The organism is Seonamhaeicola maritimus (genome assembly GCF_008056315.1).
Classification (GTDB): Bacteria; Bacteroidota; Bacteroidia; order Flavobacteriales; family Flavobacteriaceae; genus Seonamhaeicola; species Seonamhaeicola maritimus.
In genome coordinates, this window is the sequence record NZ_VRKQ01000018.1 from 179,321 (window position 1) to 198,829 (window position 19,509).

At 32.6% G+C, this 19,509-nt stretch carries 22 protein-coding genes; 14 read left to right on the forward strand and 8 right to left on the reverse strand.

All coding sequences use genetic code 11. The annotated features are described in order from the left end of the window. Positions 1-49: 49 nt before the first annotated feature. Together FUA22_RS15675 and FUA22_RS15680 are read left to right on the forward strand one after the other, a co-directional pair. Positions 50-634: a Crp/Fnr family transcriptional regulator gene (locus FUA22_RS15675; protein ID WP_147769535.1), complete on the forward strand. Its 585-nt coding sequence runs from the start codon at positions 50-52 to the stop codon at positions 632-634. A gap of 238 nt (positions 635-872) precedes the next feature. After that, a complete protein-coding gene (locus tag FUA22_RS15680; protein ID WP_147769536.1) occupies positions 873-1,820 on the forward strand; it encodes an alpha/beta hydrolase family protein in 948 nt (315 codons plus the stop codon). 2 nt (positions 1,821-1,822) lie between these two features. Here FUA22_RS15680 and FUA22_RS15685 read toward each other — a convergent pair whose 3' ends face one another. Continuing rightward, positions 1,823-2,218: a hypothetical protein gene (locus FUA22_RS15685; RefSeq protein ID WP_147769806.1), complete on the reverse strand. Its 396-nt coding sequence runs from the start codon at positions 2,216-2,218 to the stop codon at positions 1,823-1,825. A gap of 123 nt (positions 2,219-2,341) precedes the next feature. On the opposite strand from FUA22_RS15685, the gene FUA22_RS15690 reads away from it, so the two are divergent. Then, positions 2,342-2,785: an Lrp/AsnC family transcriptional regulator gene (locus tag FUA22_RS15690; RefSeq protein WP_147769537.1), complete on the forward strand. Its 444-nt coding sequence runs from the start codon at positions 2,342-2,344 to the stop codon at positions 2,783-2,785. Here FUA22_RS15690 and FUA22_RS15695 read toward each other — a convergent pair whose 3' ends face one another. Continuing rightward, positions 2,786-3,163, reverse strand: a complete 378-nt coding sequence (locus tag FUA22_RS15695; RefSeq protein WP_147769538.1) for a VOC family protein — start codon at positions 3,161-3,163, stop codon at positions 2,786-2,788. Continuing rightward, a complete protein-coding gene (locus FUA22_RS15700) occupies positions 3,154-4,407 on the reverse strand; it encodes an MDR family MFS transporter (RefSeq protein WP_147769539.1) in 1,254 nt (417 codons plus the stop codon). The genes FUA22_RS15695 and FUA22_RS15700 overlap by 10 nt, the downstream gene beginning before the upstream one ends. Before the next feature lie 283 nt (positions 4,408-4,690). On the opposite strand from FUA22_RS15700, the gene FUA22_RS15705 reads away from it, so the two are divergent. Then, positions 4,691-5,290, forward strand: coding sequence for a DUF1684 domain-containing protein (locus FUA22_RS15705; RefSeq protein ID WP_147769540.1), 600 nt, complete (start codon positions 4,691-4,693; stop codon positions 5,288-5,290). Positions 5,291-5,445: 155 nt separating this feature from the next. On the opposite strand, the gene FUA22_RS15710 is transcribed toward FUA22_RS15705, so the two are convergent. The 3 genes from FUA22_RS15710 to FUA22_RS15720 all read right to left on the reverse strand — a co-directional run bounded on the left by FUA22_RS15710 (position 5,446) and on the right by FUA22_RS15720 (position 7,718). Further along, on the reverse strand, positions 5,446-6,222 hold the full coding sequence (locus FUA22_RS15710; RefSeq protein WP_147769541.1) for a DUF6090 family protein: 777 nt from the start codon (positions 6,220-6,222) through the stop codon (positions 5,446-5,448). Positions 6,223-6,329: 107 nt separating this feature from the next. Then, positions 6,330-6,695 carry a fluoride efflux transporter CrcB gene (gene crcB, locus FUA22_RS15715; protein WP_147769542.1) on the reverse strand — a complete coding sequence of 122 codons (366 nt, stop codon included), beginning with the start codon at positions 6,693-6,695 and terminating at the stop codon, positions 6,330-6,332. A gap of 3 nt (positions 6,696-6,698) precedes the next feature. Further along, positions 6,699-7,718: an SRPBCC family protein gene (locus FUA22_RS15720; protein ID WP_147769543.1), complete on the reverse strand. Its 1,020-nt coding sequence runs from the start codon at positions 7,716-7,718 to the stop codon at positions 6,699-6,701. Positions 7,719-7,904: 186 nt separating this feature from the next. On the opposite strand from FUA22_RS15720, the gene FUA22_RS15725 reads away from it, so the two are divergent. After that, positions 7,905-9,944: a dipeptidyl-peptidase 3 family protein gene (locus tag FUA22_RS15725; protein ID WP_147769544.1), complete on the forward strand. Its 2,040-nt coding sequence runs from the start codon at positions 7,905-7,907 to the stop codon at positions 9,942-9,944. Positions 9,945-10,432: 488 nt separating this feature from the next. Further along, positions 10,433-10,819 (forward strand): pyrophosphohydrolase domain-containing protein, encoded by a 387-nt coding sequence (locus tag FUA22_RS15735; RefSeq protein ID WP_147769546.1) that lies wholly within the window; start codon positions 10,433-10,435, stop codon positions 10,817-10,819. A 9-nt stretch (positions 10,820-10,828) separates the two neighbouring features. Here the strand turns inward: FUA22_RS15735 and FUA22_RS15740 are convergent, their stop codons facing one another. Beyond that, entirely contained in the window at positions 10,829-11,575 is a 747-nt protein-coding gene (locus FUA22_RS15740; protein WP_147769547.1) for a helix-turn-helix domain-containing protein, read from the reverse strand. Between the two features lie 164 nt (positions 11,576-11,739). Here FUA22_RS15740 and FUA22_RS15745 point away from each other — a divergent pair, with 164 nt between their 5' ends. The 4 genes from FUA22_RS15745 to FUA22_RS15760 are packed head-to-tail and all read left to right on the forward strand — an operon-like array spanning position 11,740 to position 15,664. Continuing rightward, a complete protein-coding gene (locus tag FUA22_RS15745; protein WP_170309950.1) occupies positions 11,740-12,717 on the forward strand; it encodes an FAD:protein FMN transferase in 978 nt (325 codons plus the stop codon). 14 nt (positions 12,718-12,731) lie between these two features. Continuing rightward, entirely contained in the window at positions 12,732-13,322 is a 591-nt protein-coding gene (locus FUA22_RS15750) for a YceI family protein (protein WP_147769549.1), read from the forward strand. Positions 13,323-13,339: 17 nt separating this feature from the next. Next, a complete protein-coding gene (locus FUA22_RS15755; protein WP_147769550.1) occupies positions 13,340-14,299 on the forward strand; it encodes a formylglycine-generating enzyme family protein in 960 nt (319 codons plus the stop codon). 30 nt (positions 14,300-14,329) lie between these two features. Beyond that, on the forward strand, positions 14,330-15,664 hold the full coding sequence (locus FUA22_RS15760) for a Gfo/Idh/MocA family protein (RefSeq protein ID WP_147769807.1): 1,335 nt from the start codon (positions 14,330-14,332) through the stop codon (positions 15,662-15,664). A 70-nt stretch (positions 15,665-15,734) separates the two neighbouring features. Here FUA22_RS15760 and FUA22_RS15765 read toward each other — a convergent pair whose 3' ends face one another. Next, positions 15,735-16,802, reverse strand: coding sequence for a branched-chain amino acid aminotransferase (locus FUA22_RS15765; protein ID WP_147769551.1), 1,068 nt, complete (start codon positions 16,800-16,802; stop codon positions 15,735-15,737). Between the two features lie 90 nt (positions 16,803-16,892). Here FUA22_RS15765 and FUA22_RS15770 point away from each other — a divergent pair, with 90 nt between their 5' ends. The 4 genes from FUA22_RS15770 (at position 16,893) to FUA22_RS15785 (ending at position 19,502) form a co-directional block, all read left to right on the forward strand. Beyond that, a complete protein-coding gene (locus FUA22_RS15770) occupies positions 16,893-17,384 on the forward strand; it encodes a DUF4920 domain-containing protein (protein WP_147769552.1) in 492 nt (163 codons plus the stop codon). Position 17,385: 1 nt separating this feature from the next. After that, on the forward strand, positions 17,386-17,808 hold the full coding sequence (locus tag FUA22_RS15775; RefSeq protein ID WP_147769553.1) for a hypothetical protein: 423 nt from the start codon (positions 17,386-17,388) through the stop codon (positions 17,806-17,808). After that, a complete protein-coding gene (gene mnmD, locus FUA22_RS15780) occupies positions 17,808-18,509 on the forward strand; it encodes a tRNA (5-methylaminomethyl-2-thiouridine)(34)-methyltransferase MnmD (protein WP_147769554.1) in 702 nt (233 codons plus the stop codon). The genes FUA22_RS15775 and mnmD overlap by 1 nt, the downstream gene beginning before the upstream one ends. An 84-nt stretch (positions 18,510-18,593) precedes the next feature. Then, entirely contained in the window at positions 18,594-19,502 is a 909-nt protein-coding gene (locus tag FUA22_RS15785; protein ID WP_147769555.1) for a TIGR01777 family oxidoreductase, read from the forward strand. Positions 19,503-19,509 lie beyond the last annotated feature (7 nt).

Below are 19,509 nucleotides of genomic sequence, written 5' to 3' on the forward strand. Positions count from 1 at the left end.
TTAAGTAGCTGTTTTCTTATTTTTAGACATTTTATCTTATATTTGATTAATGTCTGTAACCAAATACAATAATCTTTTTAGCATTGTTATGTTGAATTCGATAATGCCTTTATCGAAATCGCTTAATAAATATCTGGCTCAAAGAATAGTTAATAAAAAATTTAATAAAGGAGATTTTATTATTACTAATGGAACAATAGCTGATAGATTGTACATTATAAGAAAAGGACTTGTAAGAGGTTTTTTTATACACAATGATAATGAAATTACAACTTGGGCAAGTGTTGATAGTGAAATGATAACGTCTATTTCTGGGTTTTTTAGGAAAAAGGTAGCCCTGGAAAATATACAGTGTTTAGAAGATACGTATACAGAAAGTTTAAGCTTTGATGACCTTCAATTTGCTTTAAAACACTTCCCGGAAATGGAAGGTTTATATAGAATATTATTGGAAGAATATTTTATTGAAGCGGAATACAGGGCTTTTGCTGCAAGAATTCCTTCGGCTAAAGAAAGATTTGATTATTATAGAAAAATTATTAAGCCTGAGAAACTAAAGCGCTTACCTAAGAAACATTTAGCATCTTTACTTAATATGCGTCCAGAGACATTATCTAGGTTGGAATTGGACTAATTTTATTTTATCTAAAATTGACATAAATCAATCGTTAAGTGTTTTTTTTACAAAAAAGTATTGTCAATAGGTGTAAATTCGTGCCATTCAATTTGTATCATAATAGTCTGATTAATAGCTGATATCAATAATTATTGATGAAAAAATTGAAGTCTCTCACATAAAGCACATCCTTTTGGGTGTGCTTTTTTATTTTATATACTTCTTTTAAGTAACTTACATTTAAAAATAAATCATAATGAAAGTAAGGTATTTAACACTGTTTTTGGTATTTAGTTTCTGTTTTTCACACACTCAAAATGGCAAAATTATAAGTAAAGAAGTATATAAGCTTCATGATACAATCATGAGTCGTTTAAAAGGTAATGAGCATATTCTTGAGGTTTTAGATAAGGTGAAATTTAGCAAGATTATATATTTGTCGGATGGATTAAGAGTGACAGGGTATATCTCAGAACCCAAAAAAGAAGGTGTTTATCCGTGTATTATAGCAAATAGAGGAGGGAATAGAGAGTTTGGAGCTTGGAATCCTTATGGAATTGCATTTTTTTTAGGAGAAATGGCAAGTTGGAATTACGTTGTTGTGGCAAGCCAATATAGAGGAAATGATGGTGGAGAAGGGCAAGAGGAGTTTGGAGGTAAAGATGTAAATGATGTTTTGAACCTGATACCTTTATTAAAAGAATTACCAAATGCGGATACTTCAAGAATAGGTATAGAAGGAGGGAGTAGAGGAGGCATGATGACCTATTTGGCACTTAAGAGAACTTGTGATTTTAAAGCGGCGGCTGTTGTGGCCGGGGCGGCAGATTCTTTTACGAATATCACTAGTAGACCAGAAATGGAGAAGTACGTGTATTCCGAGTTAATTCCGAACTATTTTGAGAATAAAGAGAAAGAACTTAAAACACGTTCGGCTATTTTTTGGGCCGACGAAATGTGTAAAACTACGCCATTATTAATTTTACATGGTAGTGCAGATTGGAGAGTGCTTCCAACAGAATCAATGACTCTAGTAAATAAATTATACGAGGCCAAACATCCAACAAGGTTTATTCTTTTTGAAGGAGCTGATCACGGTATTAGAGAATACAGATCAGAGGTCTTTGCTCAAGTAAAGAGACATTTTGATTACTATGTTCGAGATTTAGGAAAACTACCAAACATGGAACCACATGGCAGGTAACATTATAAACTTAGCATCCAACTACGTTGTAACTTCTTAAACTTCTTTAATTCGTTTCTTAGAATTGGTAAAAAGTCCTTACCGTTACTGTTTGATCTTTCTAAACGGTATGAGTTTTTATATAGTAAATTAGTTAGTTGTCTTAATGAGGCAACATGCTTGTGCTTTCTTTCAGAATGACGTTGTAATTCAGCATTTGCAATTTCCGGAACTAACGAAACAGACTGTTGAACAATATCACCAGTAAAGTAAATGTTTGAGTCTTCAGTACCATCTTCTTTTAGCGGAGCTAAGTCGTCATTTAGGTACGTAGAAATGTTCTGAGAAAGCGCTAAAATTTCAAGAGCTTTTCTATAAATCGGTAATTCCGATAGGTTTGGTGGGGTATTGTGTAACATCATCTAATTTTTCACTGCAATTTTATCAAAATTACTCACAAGAAATCATATTCAACTTTAATATTTAAAGTAAATGTGTATTTTTGCTTTAAATTAAATGTTTATACAGTTAAATTACTTTAAATGAAAATTGACGAGCTTAATAAGAAGATTTTGAAGTGTTTACAAACAAATGCTAGACTTTCAAATGCCGAAATAGGACGTCAGGTTGGTATTAGTTCGCCGGCAGTTTCAGAGCGCATTAAAAAGATGGAAGATTTAGGTGTTATTGAAGGATACAAGACAGCAGTTTCTCCATTTGAAATGGGTTATCAGTTAAAAGCCATAATTACTTTAAGAGCTTTTATGGGTAAGCTAAAACCTTTTTTGGAAAAAGTAAAAACTTTTGATGAGGTAGTTAACTGTTACAGAATTACTGGCGACGAGAATATTGTTATGGAAGTAGTCCTAAAAAATCACAAGCATTTAGAAACTTTTATAGATCAGCTTATTATTTATGGAGAAAGTAAAACCCAAATTGTACTTTCTGATGTTGTTAAGCAAAAGGAAATAAAACCTATAAAGTAATTAATCTATCCTCCAAGGTGGATTCTTTCTGTTCTTACCTGCATGATATAAAATAATATGATTTCCATCCAAATCATTTAAATGTGCTTCACGCCATAACCAAGGTTTGTCTTCTGGCAATTGTTTGAATACAATTCCATTTTGTTGAAGACCCTTAACCAATTCATCTAAATTTTCATTTTCAAAATAGAGTGTAATTCCACTTATTTTAGGTAACTCTTCAACTTCGTGTATAGAGAAAGTAGAATTTCCTTTGGTACATTCAAATCTAACATATCTTGGGAGTGCGTCTACAATAAGACGCAACCCCAAGATTTTATAGAATTCACTTGCTTTTACAACATCTAATGATGGTATGGTAATCTGATTTAAATCCATAAAATTTCTGTTTCTTCTTCTTCAATTAGTATGGCTTTTCTTTTTTTCTTGCCATTTAGATATTGTCTTAAGCCAAATAAAAGGAATACACAAAGCGCTGCTAACCCTGTGATTACAAACCAGGTGTTTTCAAAGCCTAATTGGTTTGTCATTTGTAGCCCCATATTATGCCCAAAAATATGTGCTATTGAAAATGAAATACTATACAGGGCCATGTATTCACCTTGGTTACCTTTTTTGGCTCTATCCATGGCAAAGGCATTAGAAAAAGGAAAGGCAATCATTTCACCAAAAGTCATTAGCAGCATACCTATTACCAATACGCCAACCCATGATGTAAAATTCAATATTAAAAAACTTAAGCCTGTTAATATGGCTCCAAAAAGCATGAGTCCAGATTTTGTAAAGGTTGTGTTTTCTAACCATTTTATCAGTGGCATTTCAAATGCGAAAATGATAAATCCGTTCATACCCAAAAGCAAGCCTATTTCTATTTCGCTTAAATAATGCGCTTCGTTGTAATAAATTGGCATTGTAGAAAAGTATTGTAAAAATACAATTCCGAAAAGCATCATGGCGAATAAAAATATTATAAAAGCCTTATCTCCATACGCAGATTTCGGGTTTTTGGTTTTTACTTTATCTAGTATTTTAGTTGACTTCGGATTAAGAACATTTACTAATACCAAAGTAGCTGCAATACAGGTAATACCGTCTACCCAAAACAAACCGCTATAGCCTAAGCCAGTAATAATTAAACCACCCACAGCAGGTCCTGCAGAAAACCCAAGGTTAATAGCAAGCCTTATAAGCGTAACAGATCTTGTTTTGTTTTCTGGTTTACTATAAGCACTCATAGCTACAAACATGGCAGGTCTAAAACTGTCTGCTACCGTCATAACCAAGAATATTCCAATACAGAATGATGTAAACGTAGTTAAAAACTGTAAAGCAATAAAAAGAATACCAGTGCTTAGTAAGCTAAAAACCATTACTTTATAATATCCAATTTGATCTGTTAACCTGCCGCCTAACCATGAACCCACCACAGAACCTAAACCAAAGGCACTCATAATCCAACCAACATCACTAACCGAGAAATTTAAGCTCTTGGTTAAATAAAGAGATAAAAAAGGGATGACCATGGTACCTGCTCTATTAATAAGTGTAATAAGTGCCAGCCACCATACCTCTGTTGATAGTCCTTTAAATGTGTTTACGTAATTGTTAAATAGTGTTTTCATGATTTCTAATGTTCTAAGTCATAAATAAATTGGTTTAATTAAACAGTTGATAATCAACTAAAAATAAAAAGTCCGACTGAGAAGTCGGACTTTTTAATATTGTAATATTTTATATCAACATCACCACAATATATAATAAGCCCAACATGTCCTTCTGGTTAAGGAAGTCATACATTGTTTCTTATAAATAGCGACGATGTGTCTCATTTCAAAATTATTTGATGCTCCAAAGCTATATAAAATTTTCTTAAGTTGTACATTTGATTAGAAAAAAAATAAACGAATGAAAAACCTAGCCCTTTTTTTATTGTTAATAACCTCAGTTAGTTGCGCACAAAAAAAGCAACGTATACAAGGAGAAACTGAGTTTCAAAAAGAGATGAATGCACAGTTTAAAGATGCTACTGAATCTCCTTTAACTGAAAAAGACCGAAAGCATTTTACGGGTTTAGATTTTTTTAAGTTCGATTCTACTTTTGTAGTTACCGCCAATTTTAAAAGAACACCAAATGAAAAATCTTTTAAAATGAAGACCACTACAGACAGGCGACCTGAATACGTTAAATATGGTGAATTATCTTTTACATTGAATGGAAAAGATTTAAAATTGGATATATTTCAAAATAAAGGTTTAATTGAAAAGGAAGGTTATGAAGATTATCTCTTTTTACCATTTTTAGATGAAACTAGCGGAGAAGAAAGTTATGGAGGCGGGCGCTATGTGGATGCTAGAATACCAGTAGGAGATACCATGATTGTAGACTTTAACCAAGCTTATAACCCTTATTGTGCTTATAGTGAAAGATACTCTTGCCCTATTGTACCAAGGCAAAATTATTTAAGGGTTAAGATTGAAGCTGGGGTTAAGGCTTTTAAGAAATGACAATTTTAGAGATTCGTTTGAGCCTAGGTATGATACTCTGCCGTTAGACTTATTTAATTTCTTCTTTAGTAACTTATTTGCAAATTAGTTTCAAGCCAGCAGTTTAATGCATGCATTCATATTATTTGTTAGCCTTTCATTTTTATCTGGAAAACTCATTTCTGTTTACTTTCAAAGTAATCAATAAGTTCTTCAACTTTTCGGTAGTTTCGTTTTTTTAGAGATGCATATTTGAATCGAAGAATTTGGAGTTTTGCTGAAAGAAGGTATTTCAATTCACCATCCGCGTGAATATTTTGCAAGACTTTATGTGTTGTTGTTTTATCCCAAGCCCCTTTTTGATCTACAAATTCAGCTGCATTGAATATATCTTTATATGCATTTGATATGTAAGTTTGTATCCTAGTGTTAATTAAGTTCTCTGCATCAACATGTTCCGCCCACCTCTTTTCACTCATAGTATATGCTGTATTTAAATTACTGACTATATCTTCTGATTCAAGGAGAGCTAAAGTCCCTTCATTGATAGCACTATTATACAAATCTCCTCTTGGGTTTAAATACACAATATATGAGAATGCAAAATTTAATGGGTCTACTTGGAAACTATCGAATTTTGATAGGCGAAAGACCGTGTCCATCTGGATTTTATTATTATTGGTTACATATTGTATTAGGTTTTGCTGATACTCCACAGCCTGCAGCTGATTATCCATTAATCTTTTTAGCCCTCTTAACTCCTGTAGCAAATTATTAGAGAGTTCGTTTACCTTGAGTTCACTCTTTCTTTCAATGTTCCAATTGTTCACTTGTAGCGCTATTAAAATCCCAATAACGACAAGGATGATTTCTCCAATAGCGTAAATTAAGTATTTACTGAATTTGTTTTCAGTCAACAATCGTTTTCTAATTTTCCGGAAGAATTTTATCATTTTTTTTGATAATTCTAAGGAGGCTAAGGCAAAGGTAAAGTTCTGTTTCAGTGATATTTATCGGCTGTTAAACGAAGGTAGTCGAAAATTTCTACAAAGTCAAGTTTCTACTTCACCAAAAACATTCCTAAAAACACAGCTAAAAACCCTACAATAAAACTACCAATGGTGTAAACTGCAAAACTTGTAAAATCGCCTGCTTTTAAAAACATATGGTTCTCATAAGCAAATGTTGAAAAGGTAGTGAATCCACCACAAAAACCAGTTGCTAATAATAGTGTTTGACTTTGACTTAGCGAATTGTTTTTAGCAGCTAAACCCAAAATAACACCAATAAACAAACTTCCTATAATATTAGCGGCAAAAGTACCATAAGGAAATCCAGTTTGTGAGCTGTTTAAATATTTGCCAATAATATAACGTAGCACACTACCAAAGCCGCCACCAATAAAAACCAATAAAATATGTTTCATGAATTACTTAAGAGGTATATAAATTTCTGTGACCCAATCTGCAGGATTTGGGAAATTCCCTGGATCGTTTGTATAAATTTCAAAAGGTTTAACATCAGACATTTCCAAACCATTTTTTGCAATGTGGCCCATGGCTGCTTCCCATGCTTTGGGCAAGTTAGTATAATTGCCTTTTAAAGTAGTTTTTAAAGCTTTCAAATTAGACATAAACCCACAAAGTATTTCACTTTCTTTTTCAACAGTTACTTTGCTCATTATAGGAATGGCATTACTCATAATAATATTACCTGTTTCAGGATTCATATCATTATAAATAGTAAAAGGCATGCCGCTAGCAACAATATTATTTTTGGCCATATAGCCCATTATTTCACCATATTGTTTTCCCATTAATTGGCTAATATTTGTGCCAGTAGCCGCTGTTGTTTTGTACATGTAAAAGCCCCCACCATATTCTGTAATACCATCAACATTAACTGAAAAAGCTTTTAAACGAAGCGAAACAATACTATCTAATTTTTCTAAACTGCGCTCATAATGAGGTGCAATTTGTTTTTCCATACCACCTGAAAAAGTAGCAAAGGCTTTAAAGCCGAAAGGTAAATCTTTACCTGAGATGGTCCAAGTAACATCTGTAGAACCATCCTCTGTACGCTGAAATTTCCAAGAAATATCAGATTTTGGAAACTCTCCAAACTGCATTTCCTGCTGAATGGAAGTGTTTGGTACAGCTTCTAAGTTAGTCATAGTGCCTATGCCATCTTTATCTTCCCAAGAATAAGAACCGCCAACACCTCTTGTTTTATCGGCTAAAGTAATTTTCATATCAGGATCTGCTTCCACCCATGAAGACCAATCTTGCCAATTCTTAAAATCAATAACATTAGAATATATAACTGCAGCAGGAATTTTCATAGTTCTGGTTCTAGTAACCTCAAAAGAGTTTGGTTGTACAGCAATATAAATTGAAGTACCAATAATGGCAATTAATAAAAGGAATAAAATATACTTAAAGGTTTTCATTTGAAGCGTTTTGAGTGGTTAACAAATCAAAGATAATCATTTTTCATTTCGGTTAATAAATTATTACATTTGCTAATCTTTAAATTAGGATTTTATATAAAACTGAGTAATATCATTTTAAATATTAATTAAAATTCGGTATTTAGTAGATTATTAAAATAATTATAAAACAAATAAACTTATAAAATGAAACTAAGATTTTTACTGAGTGTGGCATTTATGGCTACGTTATTGTTCGGTTGTGTTGATAGTAAATCTGGGAAAACTATGGAAACTTCCGAAGTAAAATCATCTGAAACATTCAACTATAATGTTGAGCAATTTGCAGATATAAAGGTGCTGAGATATCAAATTCCGGGGTGGGAAGGATTAAGCTTAAAGGAGCAAAAATTAGTATATTATTTAACCCAAGCCGGATTGAGTGGTAGAGATATTATGTGGGATCAAAACTATCGTCATAATTTAACTATTAGAAAAGCTTTGGAAAATGTTTACACTACTTATAATGGTGATAAATTTGGAGATGATTGGAAGGCTTTTGAAGTATATTTAAAACGTGTATGGTTCAGTAATGGTATTCACCATCATTATTCAAATGACAAATTAACTCCTGAGTTTTCTTCAGATTATTTAAAACAATTATTAGCTAGTACAAATACTACTTTAGAAGGTGAAGCTTTTGATGTTATTTTTAATGAGGCAGATTCTAAAAAAGTAAACCAAGGTAAAGGTATTGACAATGTGGGGCTTTCTGCTGTTAATTTTTATGGGCCAAATGTTACTAATGCAGATGTAGAGAGTTTTTATGCTTCAAAAAAATCTCCTAACCCAGAAAAACCATTGTCATTTGGGTTGAATTCTCAATTAGTAAAAGAAAATGGTGTGGTTAAAGAACGTATTTATAAGTCTGGAGGATTATACGGAAGTGCCATTGATGAAATTATCAAATGGTTAGAATTGGCTAAGGGTGTTGCTGAAAATGACGCTCAAGGTAATGCACTTGGTATATTGATAGATTATTATAAAACTGGTGATTTGCAAACTTGGGATGATTATAACGTAGCTTGGACCAATGCCACAGAAGGAAATATTGATTATATAAACAGTTTTGTTGAAGTTTATAATGACCCTTTAGGATATAGAGGTTCGTATGAGACTATTGTGCAAATTAATGATTTCGATATGTCTCAAAAAATGAAAGTGCTCTCTGATAACGCACAGTACTTTGAAGACAATTCTTCAATTATGGATGCACACAAAAAGGCTAATGTGGTTGGGGTAACTTATAAAGTAGTTAATGTTGCTGGAGAAGCGGGTGATGCGTCTCCAAGTACACCAATTGGGGTGAATTTGCCAAATGCTAACTGGATACGAGCTGCTGTTGGAAGCAAATCAGTTTCATTGGGTAATATTACTCAGGCTTATAATAATTCTACAAGTTCTGGTCGCTTAAAAGAGTTTGTTCATGATGAAGAAGAATATGAATTGGAAGAAAAACATGGGCAATTGGCAGATAAATTGCACACAGCTTTACACGAGGTTATTGGGCATGCTTCTGGTGTGTTAAATCCAGGAGTTGGTGAAACTAAAGAAACACTTAAAAATTATGCGTCTACTTTAGAGGAAGGTAGAGCAGATTTGGTGGCCCTTTATTTTTTATATGATTCAAAACTTCAGGAGCTAGATTTAGTGGATGATTGGAAAGCTGTTGGTAAAGCTGCTTTTGATGGTTATATAAGAAACGGATTGATGATGCAGTTAATTCGTTTAAATTTGGGTGATGATGTTGAGGAAGCACATATGCGTAACAGACAGTGGGTGAGTGCTTGGGTTTATGAAAAAGGAAAAGCTGATAATGTTATTGAAAAGGTAACTAAGGATGGAAAAACATATTTCAATATTAATGATTATGAAAAGCTTCGTGTTCTTTTTGGTGATTTATTAAGAGAAACACAACGTATAAAATCAGAAGGAGATTATGCTGCTGTTGAAGCTTTAGTTGAAGGTTACGGTGTAAAAGTAGACCAAGCAATTCATGCTGAAGTTTTAGAAAGAAATAAACAATTTACATCGGCACCGTATTCTGGTTTTGTAAATCCGGTTTTAGTAGCAGAGAAAAATGATGCGGGAGAAATTAAGTCTATAAAGGTGACTCAGCCTGAAACATTTGCTGGACAAATGCTTGATTATAGTAAAGACTATAATTTTTTACCAGAGGTAAATTAAAAATTTAGAATACGTTTAAAAATAAAAATCAGAATCTTAAATCAAGGTTCTGTTTTTTTATTTACACTAAATACTAACAATACAAGGTTAATCACTAAAAGAACTGAGATAATTAAAAGAGTCTTCATTTTAATTGGTTTAGTTATAAAATAGATGCTCGGGCCAAAAAAAGGTTGCGTCAATTAAAGCTGTTTATTTATATAACAGTTTTAACTAATTATTTCCCAGTTAGTTGTATTGAAAATTTTAAAGTTATTTGAAGAAAAACTTTATAGCGGCTATAAAAAGTATAAAAGCAATAAAGGCAATAAGTATCCAAATACTACCAGAATAAAACCGTTTATGAAGTTTTAAATCTTTTCGGTATGTAAAACCTATAATAATGGCGAAGACAATAAAAAATAAAACACCAAATATGATTTGACCTTTACTAAACATATAGTTACTTTTATGCAAATTAAAGAAATTCGATTAAAAGGAGCACATTTATGAAGAACAAAATAGACGCAGTAAAGGCATTTCATACAGCATTCAAAATAGGACACAGAGAAACACCTAAAGCAGATTTAGGATCTGAAAAAAACACATTGCGTTACAAATTGATGCGCGAGGAAAATGAAGAGTATTTAGATGCTGCAAATGATGGAGATTTAGTTGAGGTGGCAGATGCCTTAGGTGATATGCTTTACATTTTATGCGGAACTATAATAGAGCATGGTCTTCAATATAAAATTGAAGAAGTGTTTGAAGAAATTCAAAGAAGTAACATGAGTAAATTAGGAGAAGATGGAGAGCCAATTTACAGAGAAGATGGTAAGGTGCTAAAAGGACCAAATTATTTTAAGCCAGATATTCAAGCCATATTAGAGAGGTAAAAAGCGTAACTAATTAGATTCATTTAAACTTTCGTGTCTTAGCTTATATTTCTTTGGTGTTTCATTTAAAACAGATTTAAAGTCTTTATTAAAATGGCTCTGGTCATGGTAACCACAGGAGTAAGCAATGGTGGTTAAATCTTTATCAGAATTTCTTAGCATATTACATGCTAAATGTAATCGTACTTTTTTTAAATATGCAATCGGTGATATTTGAAAGTCCTCTTTAAAATGCCTGAGTAATGAGGTTTTTGACATTAAAGCCACTTCGCATAAATCATCCAAGGATATTTTTTTATCAATATTTTGTTGCATATAATTCAATACGCTTTTAAGTTTTTTATTTTTAAAAGTGTATTCTCCATGCTCAGTAAGTTTAGATGTTATTCCAATTAAACCAACAACGTTATTATCGTTATCATAAATGGGGTATTTTGAAGTTTTTAGCCAGTAGGTTTTAAAATCAATAAAAGGGACCATTTCTATTTTGTCAATTATTGGTTTGCCTTCTTTTAATACATAGAAATCATCCTTCGTTATAGATTGGGCGAAATGAGCTGGTAAAAAGTCAAAATCATTCTTGCCTAAAACATCAGATTTCTCGTCAACTGCATAAATAGAAAGCATGAAAGAGTTAAGACTTATTATCTTCCCTTCTTTGTTTTTAGCAAAAAACCCTAGGTTAGTACGTTCAAACAATTTTTGCGTAAAATTTATCGAATTAATCTTTGTGTTTAGTAATTCGTCAAAATTCATGATATGGAGATTTTTTACTTTTTAATTTGGTTGAAAGTATTAGTTTTTAAAGGTAGTAAAAATTAAATTGGTTATATTTTACAATAAAACGATAATTTAATCATATAAAAAATGCGGGTAATAAATTAACTTTGGAGAGTGATTAATATTTGAGAATAATTAGAGTGAAAACTAATAGTTTTTTCGGGATAATAATAGTTGTAATTGCCGTTTTTACGACATTGAATTCTTATGCGAAAAAATTTACCTATAATGAAAAAAAATTGGGTGGTGACTTCAAATTAGTTTTCTATACTACTAATAAATCTGATGCCGACAAAACCGCTAATCAAACCTATTTGTACGTAGATAAATTAAACGCTATTCTAAGTAATTATTTACTATCAAGTGAGGTTAGTCTTCTAAACAAAAAAGGAAAATATCCTAATCCGTCAATTGAATTGATTGAAGTCTTGAATTATTCACAATTGGCGTTTAACAAAACTGACGGGTATTTTGATGTTTCTATCCAGCCTTTAATAGAATTATGGAATAAGGCCGAGGAGAAGGGTAAAATCCCATCAGATAAATACCTCAGGAGAAAAGGTGCTGAGGTAGGTTTTAATGACGTGTTAAGAAATGACAACTACTGTTTAATTCTTAAAAGTAAAAGTGAACTTGAATTAGGAGGTATAGCTAAAGGTTTTATTATTGATAAAGTTTATGAGTATTTAAAAAACATGAATTTTAATTCCTTTTTAATTGAAGCCGCTGGTGATATAAGAGTTTTTGGTAGTCCTGAAGATGAAGAATATTGGACCGTGGGAGTTTCATCTAACAATCAGCATAATTATGTGGTACAATTGAAATCTGGACAAGCTATAGCTACTTCTGGTAATACCTACCGTTTTAGAATAATTGAGGGAAAAAAATATTCTCATTTAATTAATCCTAAGAGCTTTATGCCAGTTACACATAGTTTAAGTGCTTCTGTAATTGCAGATAGTGCCACTACAGCAGATTATTTGGCTTCTACGTTTAATATTGTTACTGATAAAACTGAAATCACCACAATATTAAATAGGCATAATAATGTAGAAATACTAATATTTAATAATCATGGAATTTTTTTCGAAACCGAAAAGTATTTCAGAAATAAGTAACTAATAATTTAAAAATGAATACAAGAATATTTAAGCTACTTGTCTTACTACTCTCAATTAATTTTGGAATGCAGTCTCAAACAGAATATAAACTTTCTGAAAATGCTGAAATGAAGATAGATGGTTCTTCTACGGTTAGTGATTGGGCTGTTGAAGTTCAAGAGGCAACAGGTAGTTTTACATTGGTTAATGAAGTTAAAATGGAGGTTGGAGCTTCATTATATTCAACTTTGGAATTTAGTTTTCCTGTTGAAAAAATGGAAAGTGGTCGTGGACCAATAATGAATTCAAAAATAAAAAAGGCATTGTTAAGTGAAGCTAATCCTTCCGTAACATATACATCAACAGAGAATAAAATTATATCTGTGGACGGCAATAATTTTATTTTGGAATCAAAAGGAATCATTTCAGCAGCTGGAGTAGAAAAACCGTTTGAGGTTAGTTTTGACTGTATTTTTGATGCCGAAATGAATACTATTTCTTTTGAAGGAAATAAAGATCTTACACTGTCAATGTTTGATATTGTAAAACCGACGGCTTTTTTTGGAAAGCTCCAAACAAAAGATGAGTTGAATGTAAAATTCAAGGTGAGTTTTACTAAATAATTTTAATTACCTATTTAATGAAAATTTTAAAAATTTTAATTGTTGCAATAGCTCTTTTTTCAATAAAAGGAATTGCTCAAACAGATTTTGAAGCCTATACACAAGAAATTGAAGGAACCGATGTTTCTTTTAAAATGGTTCCAATTGAGGGCGGTACACTTATGCTTGGAGCTTCAGCAAAAGATAAGAAAAAGGAAGCAGATGAATTACCCCAAAAGCAAGTAGAAATTAGTTCTTTTTGGATGGGAGTTTATGAAGTAACCCATAAAGAATTTTTATTGTTTACGGATGCAACAAGAGATTTGTTGGCTGATGGTAAACCTAACCCTGTAGTGATATCAAGACCATCGAGTCCTTATGAAGATCCTTCAAAGGGATTAGGAGACGAAGATATGAAACCAACTGTTGGATTGACACAATACAACGCCTTGTCTTATTGTCGTTGGTTGTATAAAAGAACAGGTGTTTTTTACAGAATCCCTACAGAAGCAGAATGGGAATTTGCTGCAAAAGCGGGTACAGATACACCTTATTTTTTTGGAAAAAAGAAGAAAGATTTAGATGAATATGCTTGGTTTTCGGAAAACGCAAATAATCAACTACATGTAGTTGGAATGAAAAAACCAAACCCGAATGGGCTTTATGATATCTATGGAAATGTGTCTGAATGGTGTTTAGATCAGTATTATGCAGATTTCTATACTTCAATTAAAGATGGTGAAAAGGACCCTAGAGGTTTTCCTGATGCTTTGTATCCAAGATCAGTTCGCGGAGGGTCTTTTATAGATGATGCTGCTGGATGTAGAAGTAGTAATAGAATTACCTCTACAGATGATTGGAAGGCTAGAGACCCACAATTACCAAAAAGCTTCTGGTGGAATACAGATTCTGAATTTGTCGGTTTCAGATTAGTAAGACCTTTAAAACAACCAAGTAAAGAAGAGGCGGAAATGTTCTTCTCTTCCATGTTAGAATAACAACAAACTGAATAAAACATAAATATTATTATGGAACGAAGAGATTTTATAAAAAACTCAGCCCTAGTTGGGGCAGGATTATTAACATCAACCGGTGTAATGGCAAGTGGTATTGGATTCAATAGTGGATCTGACGATGCTCTTAAAATTGCTTACATTGGTTGTGGAGGACGAGGAGCAAGAGCAGTAAAGGCGGCTTTAGATTTAGACATTCCAACAGAACTAGTTTCTATGTGCGATTTGTTTAAAGATATTATTGATAGAAAGGAAAAAGTATTATTAGATGCGGTAAAAGATAAAACTAGAATTAAAGTTACCGAAGAAACAAAGTTTACTGGATTTCAAGGGTATAAAGATGCTATTGCATTAGCCGATGTAGTTTTTATTACAACACCAGCTGCCTTTAAACCTAAAATTTTAGAGGAGTGTATAAATCAGGGTAAACACGTATTTATGGAAAAACCAGTATGTGTAGATTCCGTAGGCTTTCAACAAGTTATGGCCGCAGCAGCATTAGCAAAACAAAAGAAACTATTCGTTGCTGGTGGACTTCAAAGAAGATATTCAACCGGATATCAAGCTGTAGTTAATGAACTTCACAATGGTGCTATTGGAGATATATTATCTGCTGAGTGTTACTGGATGGGTGGACCAATTGGGGATTTATCCAGACCGCGAAAAGATCACTGGACGGAAATGGAATTCCAAAACAGACATTGGAGATCTTTTTCTTGGGTAAGTGGTGGAAATGTTGAAGAATACCATGTTCATAATATTGATATTGTTAACTGGGTATTACAAGAAGCGCATCCGCAATCTGTATTGGCTATGGGAGGAAAATCTCCAGGTAAAGATTTCTCAGGATCGTTAGGAGGTTTTGATAGTTTAACCTCTAATTTTAAATACAAAAACGGCGTTTCTGTGCATAGTTACAGTAGAAACATTCCAAATTGTAAAAACAAAAATGGAGAATGGTTTTATGGTACAAAAGGTAAATGTGTAATTTCAGGTAGTGCCAAAATTTATAACCATAAGGGAAAAGAGATTTTCTCAGCAAGTAGCGAAGAACATGGTAAATTCCATGGAGCTCATGATAAAGTACAAAAAGTATTAATGGAAAGTATTTATCATGGTAAAGAATACTTTAATGATGGATTTTACGCTGCTCAATCATCAATGACTGGTGCCTTCGGAAGAATGTCCGGGTGGTCTGGTAAAGAAATGAAATGGGACAAGGCAATAGAATCTCAAGTAGCGTTGTTTAATTATACAGACGATACAAATATGAGTTCCACACCACCTATTTTACCTGATGCCTTAGGTAATTATCCGGTACCTACTCCTGGGAAAACAATAGTATTGTAAATAAAGTACGTTAATTAAAAAAGGCTGTCAAATTAAAGGCAGCCTTTTTTGTTTCTGTTTATTTCTTTTATTATTCAACCTTAAAACGCCACCCAAATGGGTCTTCAGATTTATTAGTTTGAATATCTGTAATACGCTTTTTAAAGTAGCTGGCATAGGTGTCGTCAAACTTAGGTAAATCATAATCTACACCGTTGTATCCAAAACCTGAAATCGGTGAAACAACTGCCGCAGTTCCTGCTCCAAACATCTCTTTAAGTGTTCCGTTTTCTGCTGCTTCAACCACTTCTTTAACTGAAAGCTTTCTAACTTCAACAGGGATATTTTGAGACTCTGCTATTTCAATAATACTCTTACGTGTAATACCGTCAAGAATTCTATCACTAGTAGGTCCTGTAATTAAGGTGTCATTTATACGAACAAAAATGTTCATAGCACCGGCTTCCTCAATATACTCATGATTGTTGTCATCAGTCCAGATAACTTGTTGGTAGCCTTTTTTAACTGCTAATTGAGTAGGGTAGAACTGGCCGGCATAATTACCGCCAGCTTTTGCAAAACCAACACCACCATTTGCTGAACGAGAATAGGTCTGTTCAATTAATACCTTTACGTCACCAGAAAAATAAGATCCAGAAGGTGCTGTGCAAATTATAAATTTGTACTCATCTGCAGGAGATGCGTGAAATCCTTCTCCTGAAGCAAATACAAAAGGACGGATATATAATGAACTTCCGTCGTTTGTCGGAATCCAATCTTTATCTAGTTCTAACAACGCTTTTAATCCTTCCATGAAATAATCTTCAGGTAGTTCAGGAATTGCTAAACGTTTAGATGAAATGTTTAATCGTTTCCAATTGTCTAACGGACGGAATAACCAGACTTTATCATTAATGTCTTTGTATGCTTTCATACCTTCAAAAACAGACTGCCCATAGTGGAAAATCTTAGCAGAAGGATCTAATGTAATAGGCTGGTAAGGCATGATTTTAGGTGCTTCCCATTTCCCGTTTTTATAGTCGCATACTAGCATATGGTCTGAAAATACACTTCCAAACTTCAAATTATCAAAGTCAACTTCATTTATTTTTGAAGACTCCGTTTTTACAATCTCAATGTTATTGATTATTGCACTCATAATCTAGTTGTTTTACTGGACAAAGTTAAAATAAAAAGGTTAAAAAAAGGTATCTTTGTATAAATCATTTAAAATTCAAATTTTCATATTATGAAACCAATAATCGTGTTAATTTTTTGCACTTTAGTGTTAAGTTCTTGTAAGAATAAAGTTGAAGAAACTAAGAAAGAAATTGCTAAAATAGAATATACTTCATTTGGAGATAAAATTGAAGCTGAAGGAGCTAAATCTGCAACTGAAGTTGTAGAGTTATATAAAGATTTAAAAGTTGGTGATACGGTTGATGCAAAGTTTGAAGCTAAAATAAATAGTGTTTGCCAGAAAAAAGGTTGTTGGATGCGTTTAGATTTAGAGAATGATAGTGAGTCTTTTGTGCGTTTTAAAGATTATGGTTTTTTTATGCCATTAAATGCTGAAGGTGAAGTTATTGTGAATGGTAAGGCATTTGTGAGTGAAGTTTCTGTTGAAGAATTGCGCCATTATGCCGAAGATGCCGGAAAATCTGAAGAAGAAATAGCTGCTATTGTAGAGCCTAAAAGAACACTTTCTTTTGAAGCTGATGGTGTTTTATTAAAGCAATAAAATGAAAGTAGTTGTAAGTTGTTTAATATTGCTTTTTGTTTTTGGGTGTAAAGACAACGAAGAGAAGCCAAAAGAAAAAAAGGAATTGATTATGGTTAAGCCATCTGAAATGGCTAACCTTATGAACGAAATGTATGCTTATAACCTAAGTCTTAAGCAGCAAGTTAGAGATGGAAAAATACTTAATGAGTTTCCTGAAATTTTTTTAAATATTCATAGCGCAATACTTACAGATCCTTCGGACAGAGATTCTTTGTTTGAGGTTAACTCTAAGCTGTTTATTAAAACTCAAAAGGCTTTATTTAAAAGTAATACTGATAATATATTAGTCAATTATAATAATGTTGTCAATTCGTGCATATCTTGTCATGAGGTGACGTGTATGGGACCAATTCCCAGAATTAAGAAGCTTTATATTAAGTAGTGAAACGAGAAATTATCACTACTGCAGATGGTTCTAAAACTATTCATATTCCTGAATGGAACGAACAATACCATTCAAAACACGGAGCAATTCAAGAGGCTTATCATGTATTTATAAAACATGGCTTACATTACTATGGTCAATCTAATACAGAAACTGTTCATATTGAAGAACCTCTTAATTCATTATCAATTCTTGAAATAGGTTTTGGTACTGGACTAAATGCCTTAATTACTTTGTTGGAATCTGAAAAGCTTAAAACAAAAGTAGATTATGTAGGTGTGGAAGCATACCCTATTTCTCAAGAAGAGGTGAGTGGACTCAATTATGCTTCGGAATTAAATTCAGATCGATTGATTTTTGATAAACTACATGAAGTGTCATGGGAAGAAAAACATCAAATTTCAGATCAGTTTTCTTTAAAAAAACAGAAGAAGTTCTTTGATGAAATAAAAGAGAAAGAAGTTTATAACATTATTTATTTTGATGCTTTTGGTGCTCGTGTTCAACCTGAGTTATGGACAGAGTATATCTTCAAAAAAATGTATGACGCCTTAAAAGAAAATGGTGTTTTAGTAACATATTCCGCAAAAGGGAGCGTGCGTAGAGCAATGCAGTCTGTTGGCTTTACAGTTGAAAAACTTCCTGGTCCTCCAGGGAAAAGAGAAATGCTTAGAGCTGCAAAGTGGCGGTCAGATTGACATTTGTCAATCATGAATTTTATTAATTGTTAAACCTTACCTAAATATAAGGGTAATGGTGACTTCATTTTGTAACTTTAGGGTATGAGGGTTTTAATCACAGGAGCAACTGGTCTTATTGGTCAACAAATAGTTAAGGTTTGTCAGGAGCAAGGTATTTCAATTAATTATCTTACTACTAATAAATCTAAAATTAAGAATAATACCAATTACCAAGGATTTTACTGGAATCTAGTTAATCAAGAAATTGATAAGGCTTGTTTTAAAAATGTAGATGCCATTATACATTTGGCTGGGGCGTCAGTTTCAAAACGTTGGACACCGGAATACAAAAATGAAATTCTATCAAGTAGAATAAATGGGACTCAGTTATTAATTAATGCTTTAAAAGGAGAGTCACATAATATTAAGCAAGTTGTTTCTGCAAGCGGTATTGGAATATATCCTAATTCTTTAATTAATTATTATGAAGAATCTTTTAAAGAAGTAGATAATTCTTTTTTAGGAGATGTTGTAAAAGCTTGGGAAGGTGCTGTTAATGGATTTTCAGAAGTAGGTATTGCAGTATCAAAAATTAGAATTGGATTGGTATTATCTAATGAAGGAGGGGCCTTACCACAAATGTCAAAGCCTATTAGATTTGGAGTAGGAGCGGCATTTGGTAATGGTAAACAATGGCAGTCTTGGATACACATTCACGACTTGGCTAATATGTTTTTATATATAATTAATAGTAAATTAATTGGTACTTATAATGGCGTTGCACCAAATCCGGTTACAAATAAAGAGCTAACTAGAACCGTAGCTAAAGTTTTGGGTAGACCTTTAATATTACCTAATATACCTAAGTTTTTAATGAAAAAAGTCTTGGGTGAAATGCACTTGCTTTTGTTCTCAAGTCAGCGAGTTAGCTCAAAGAAAATTGAAGATAAAGGGTTTTATTTTGGATATCACCATTTAAAGCCAGCCTTAGAGGAATTGTTTGGGAAATGATTATTAA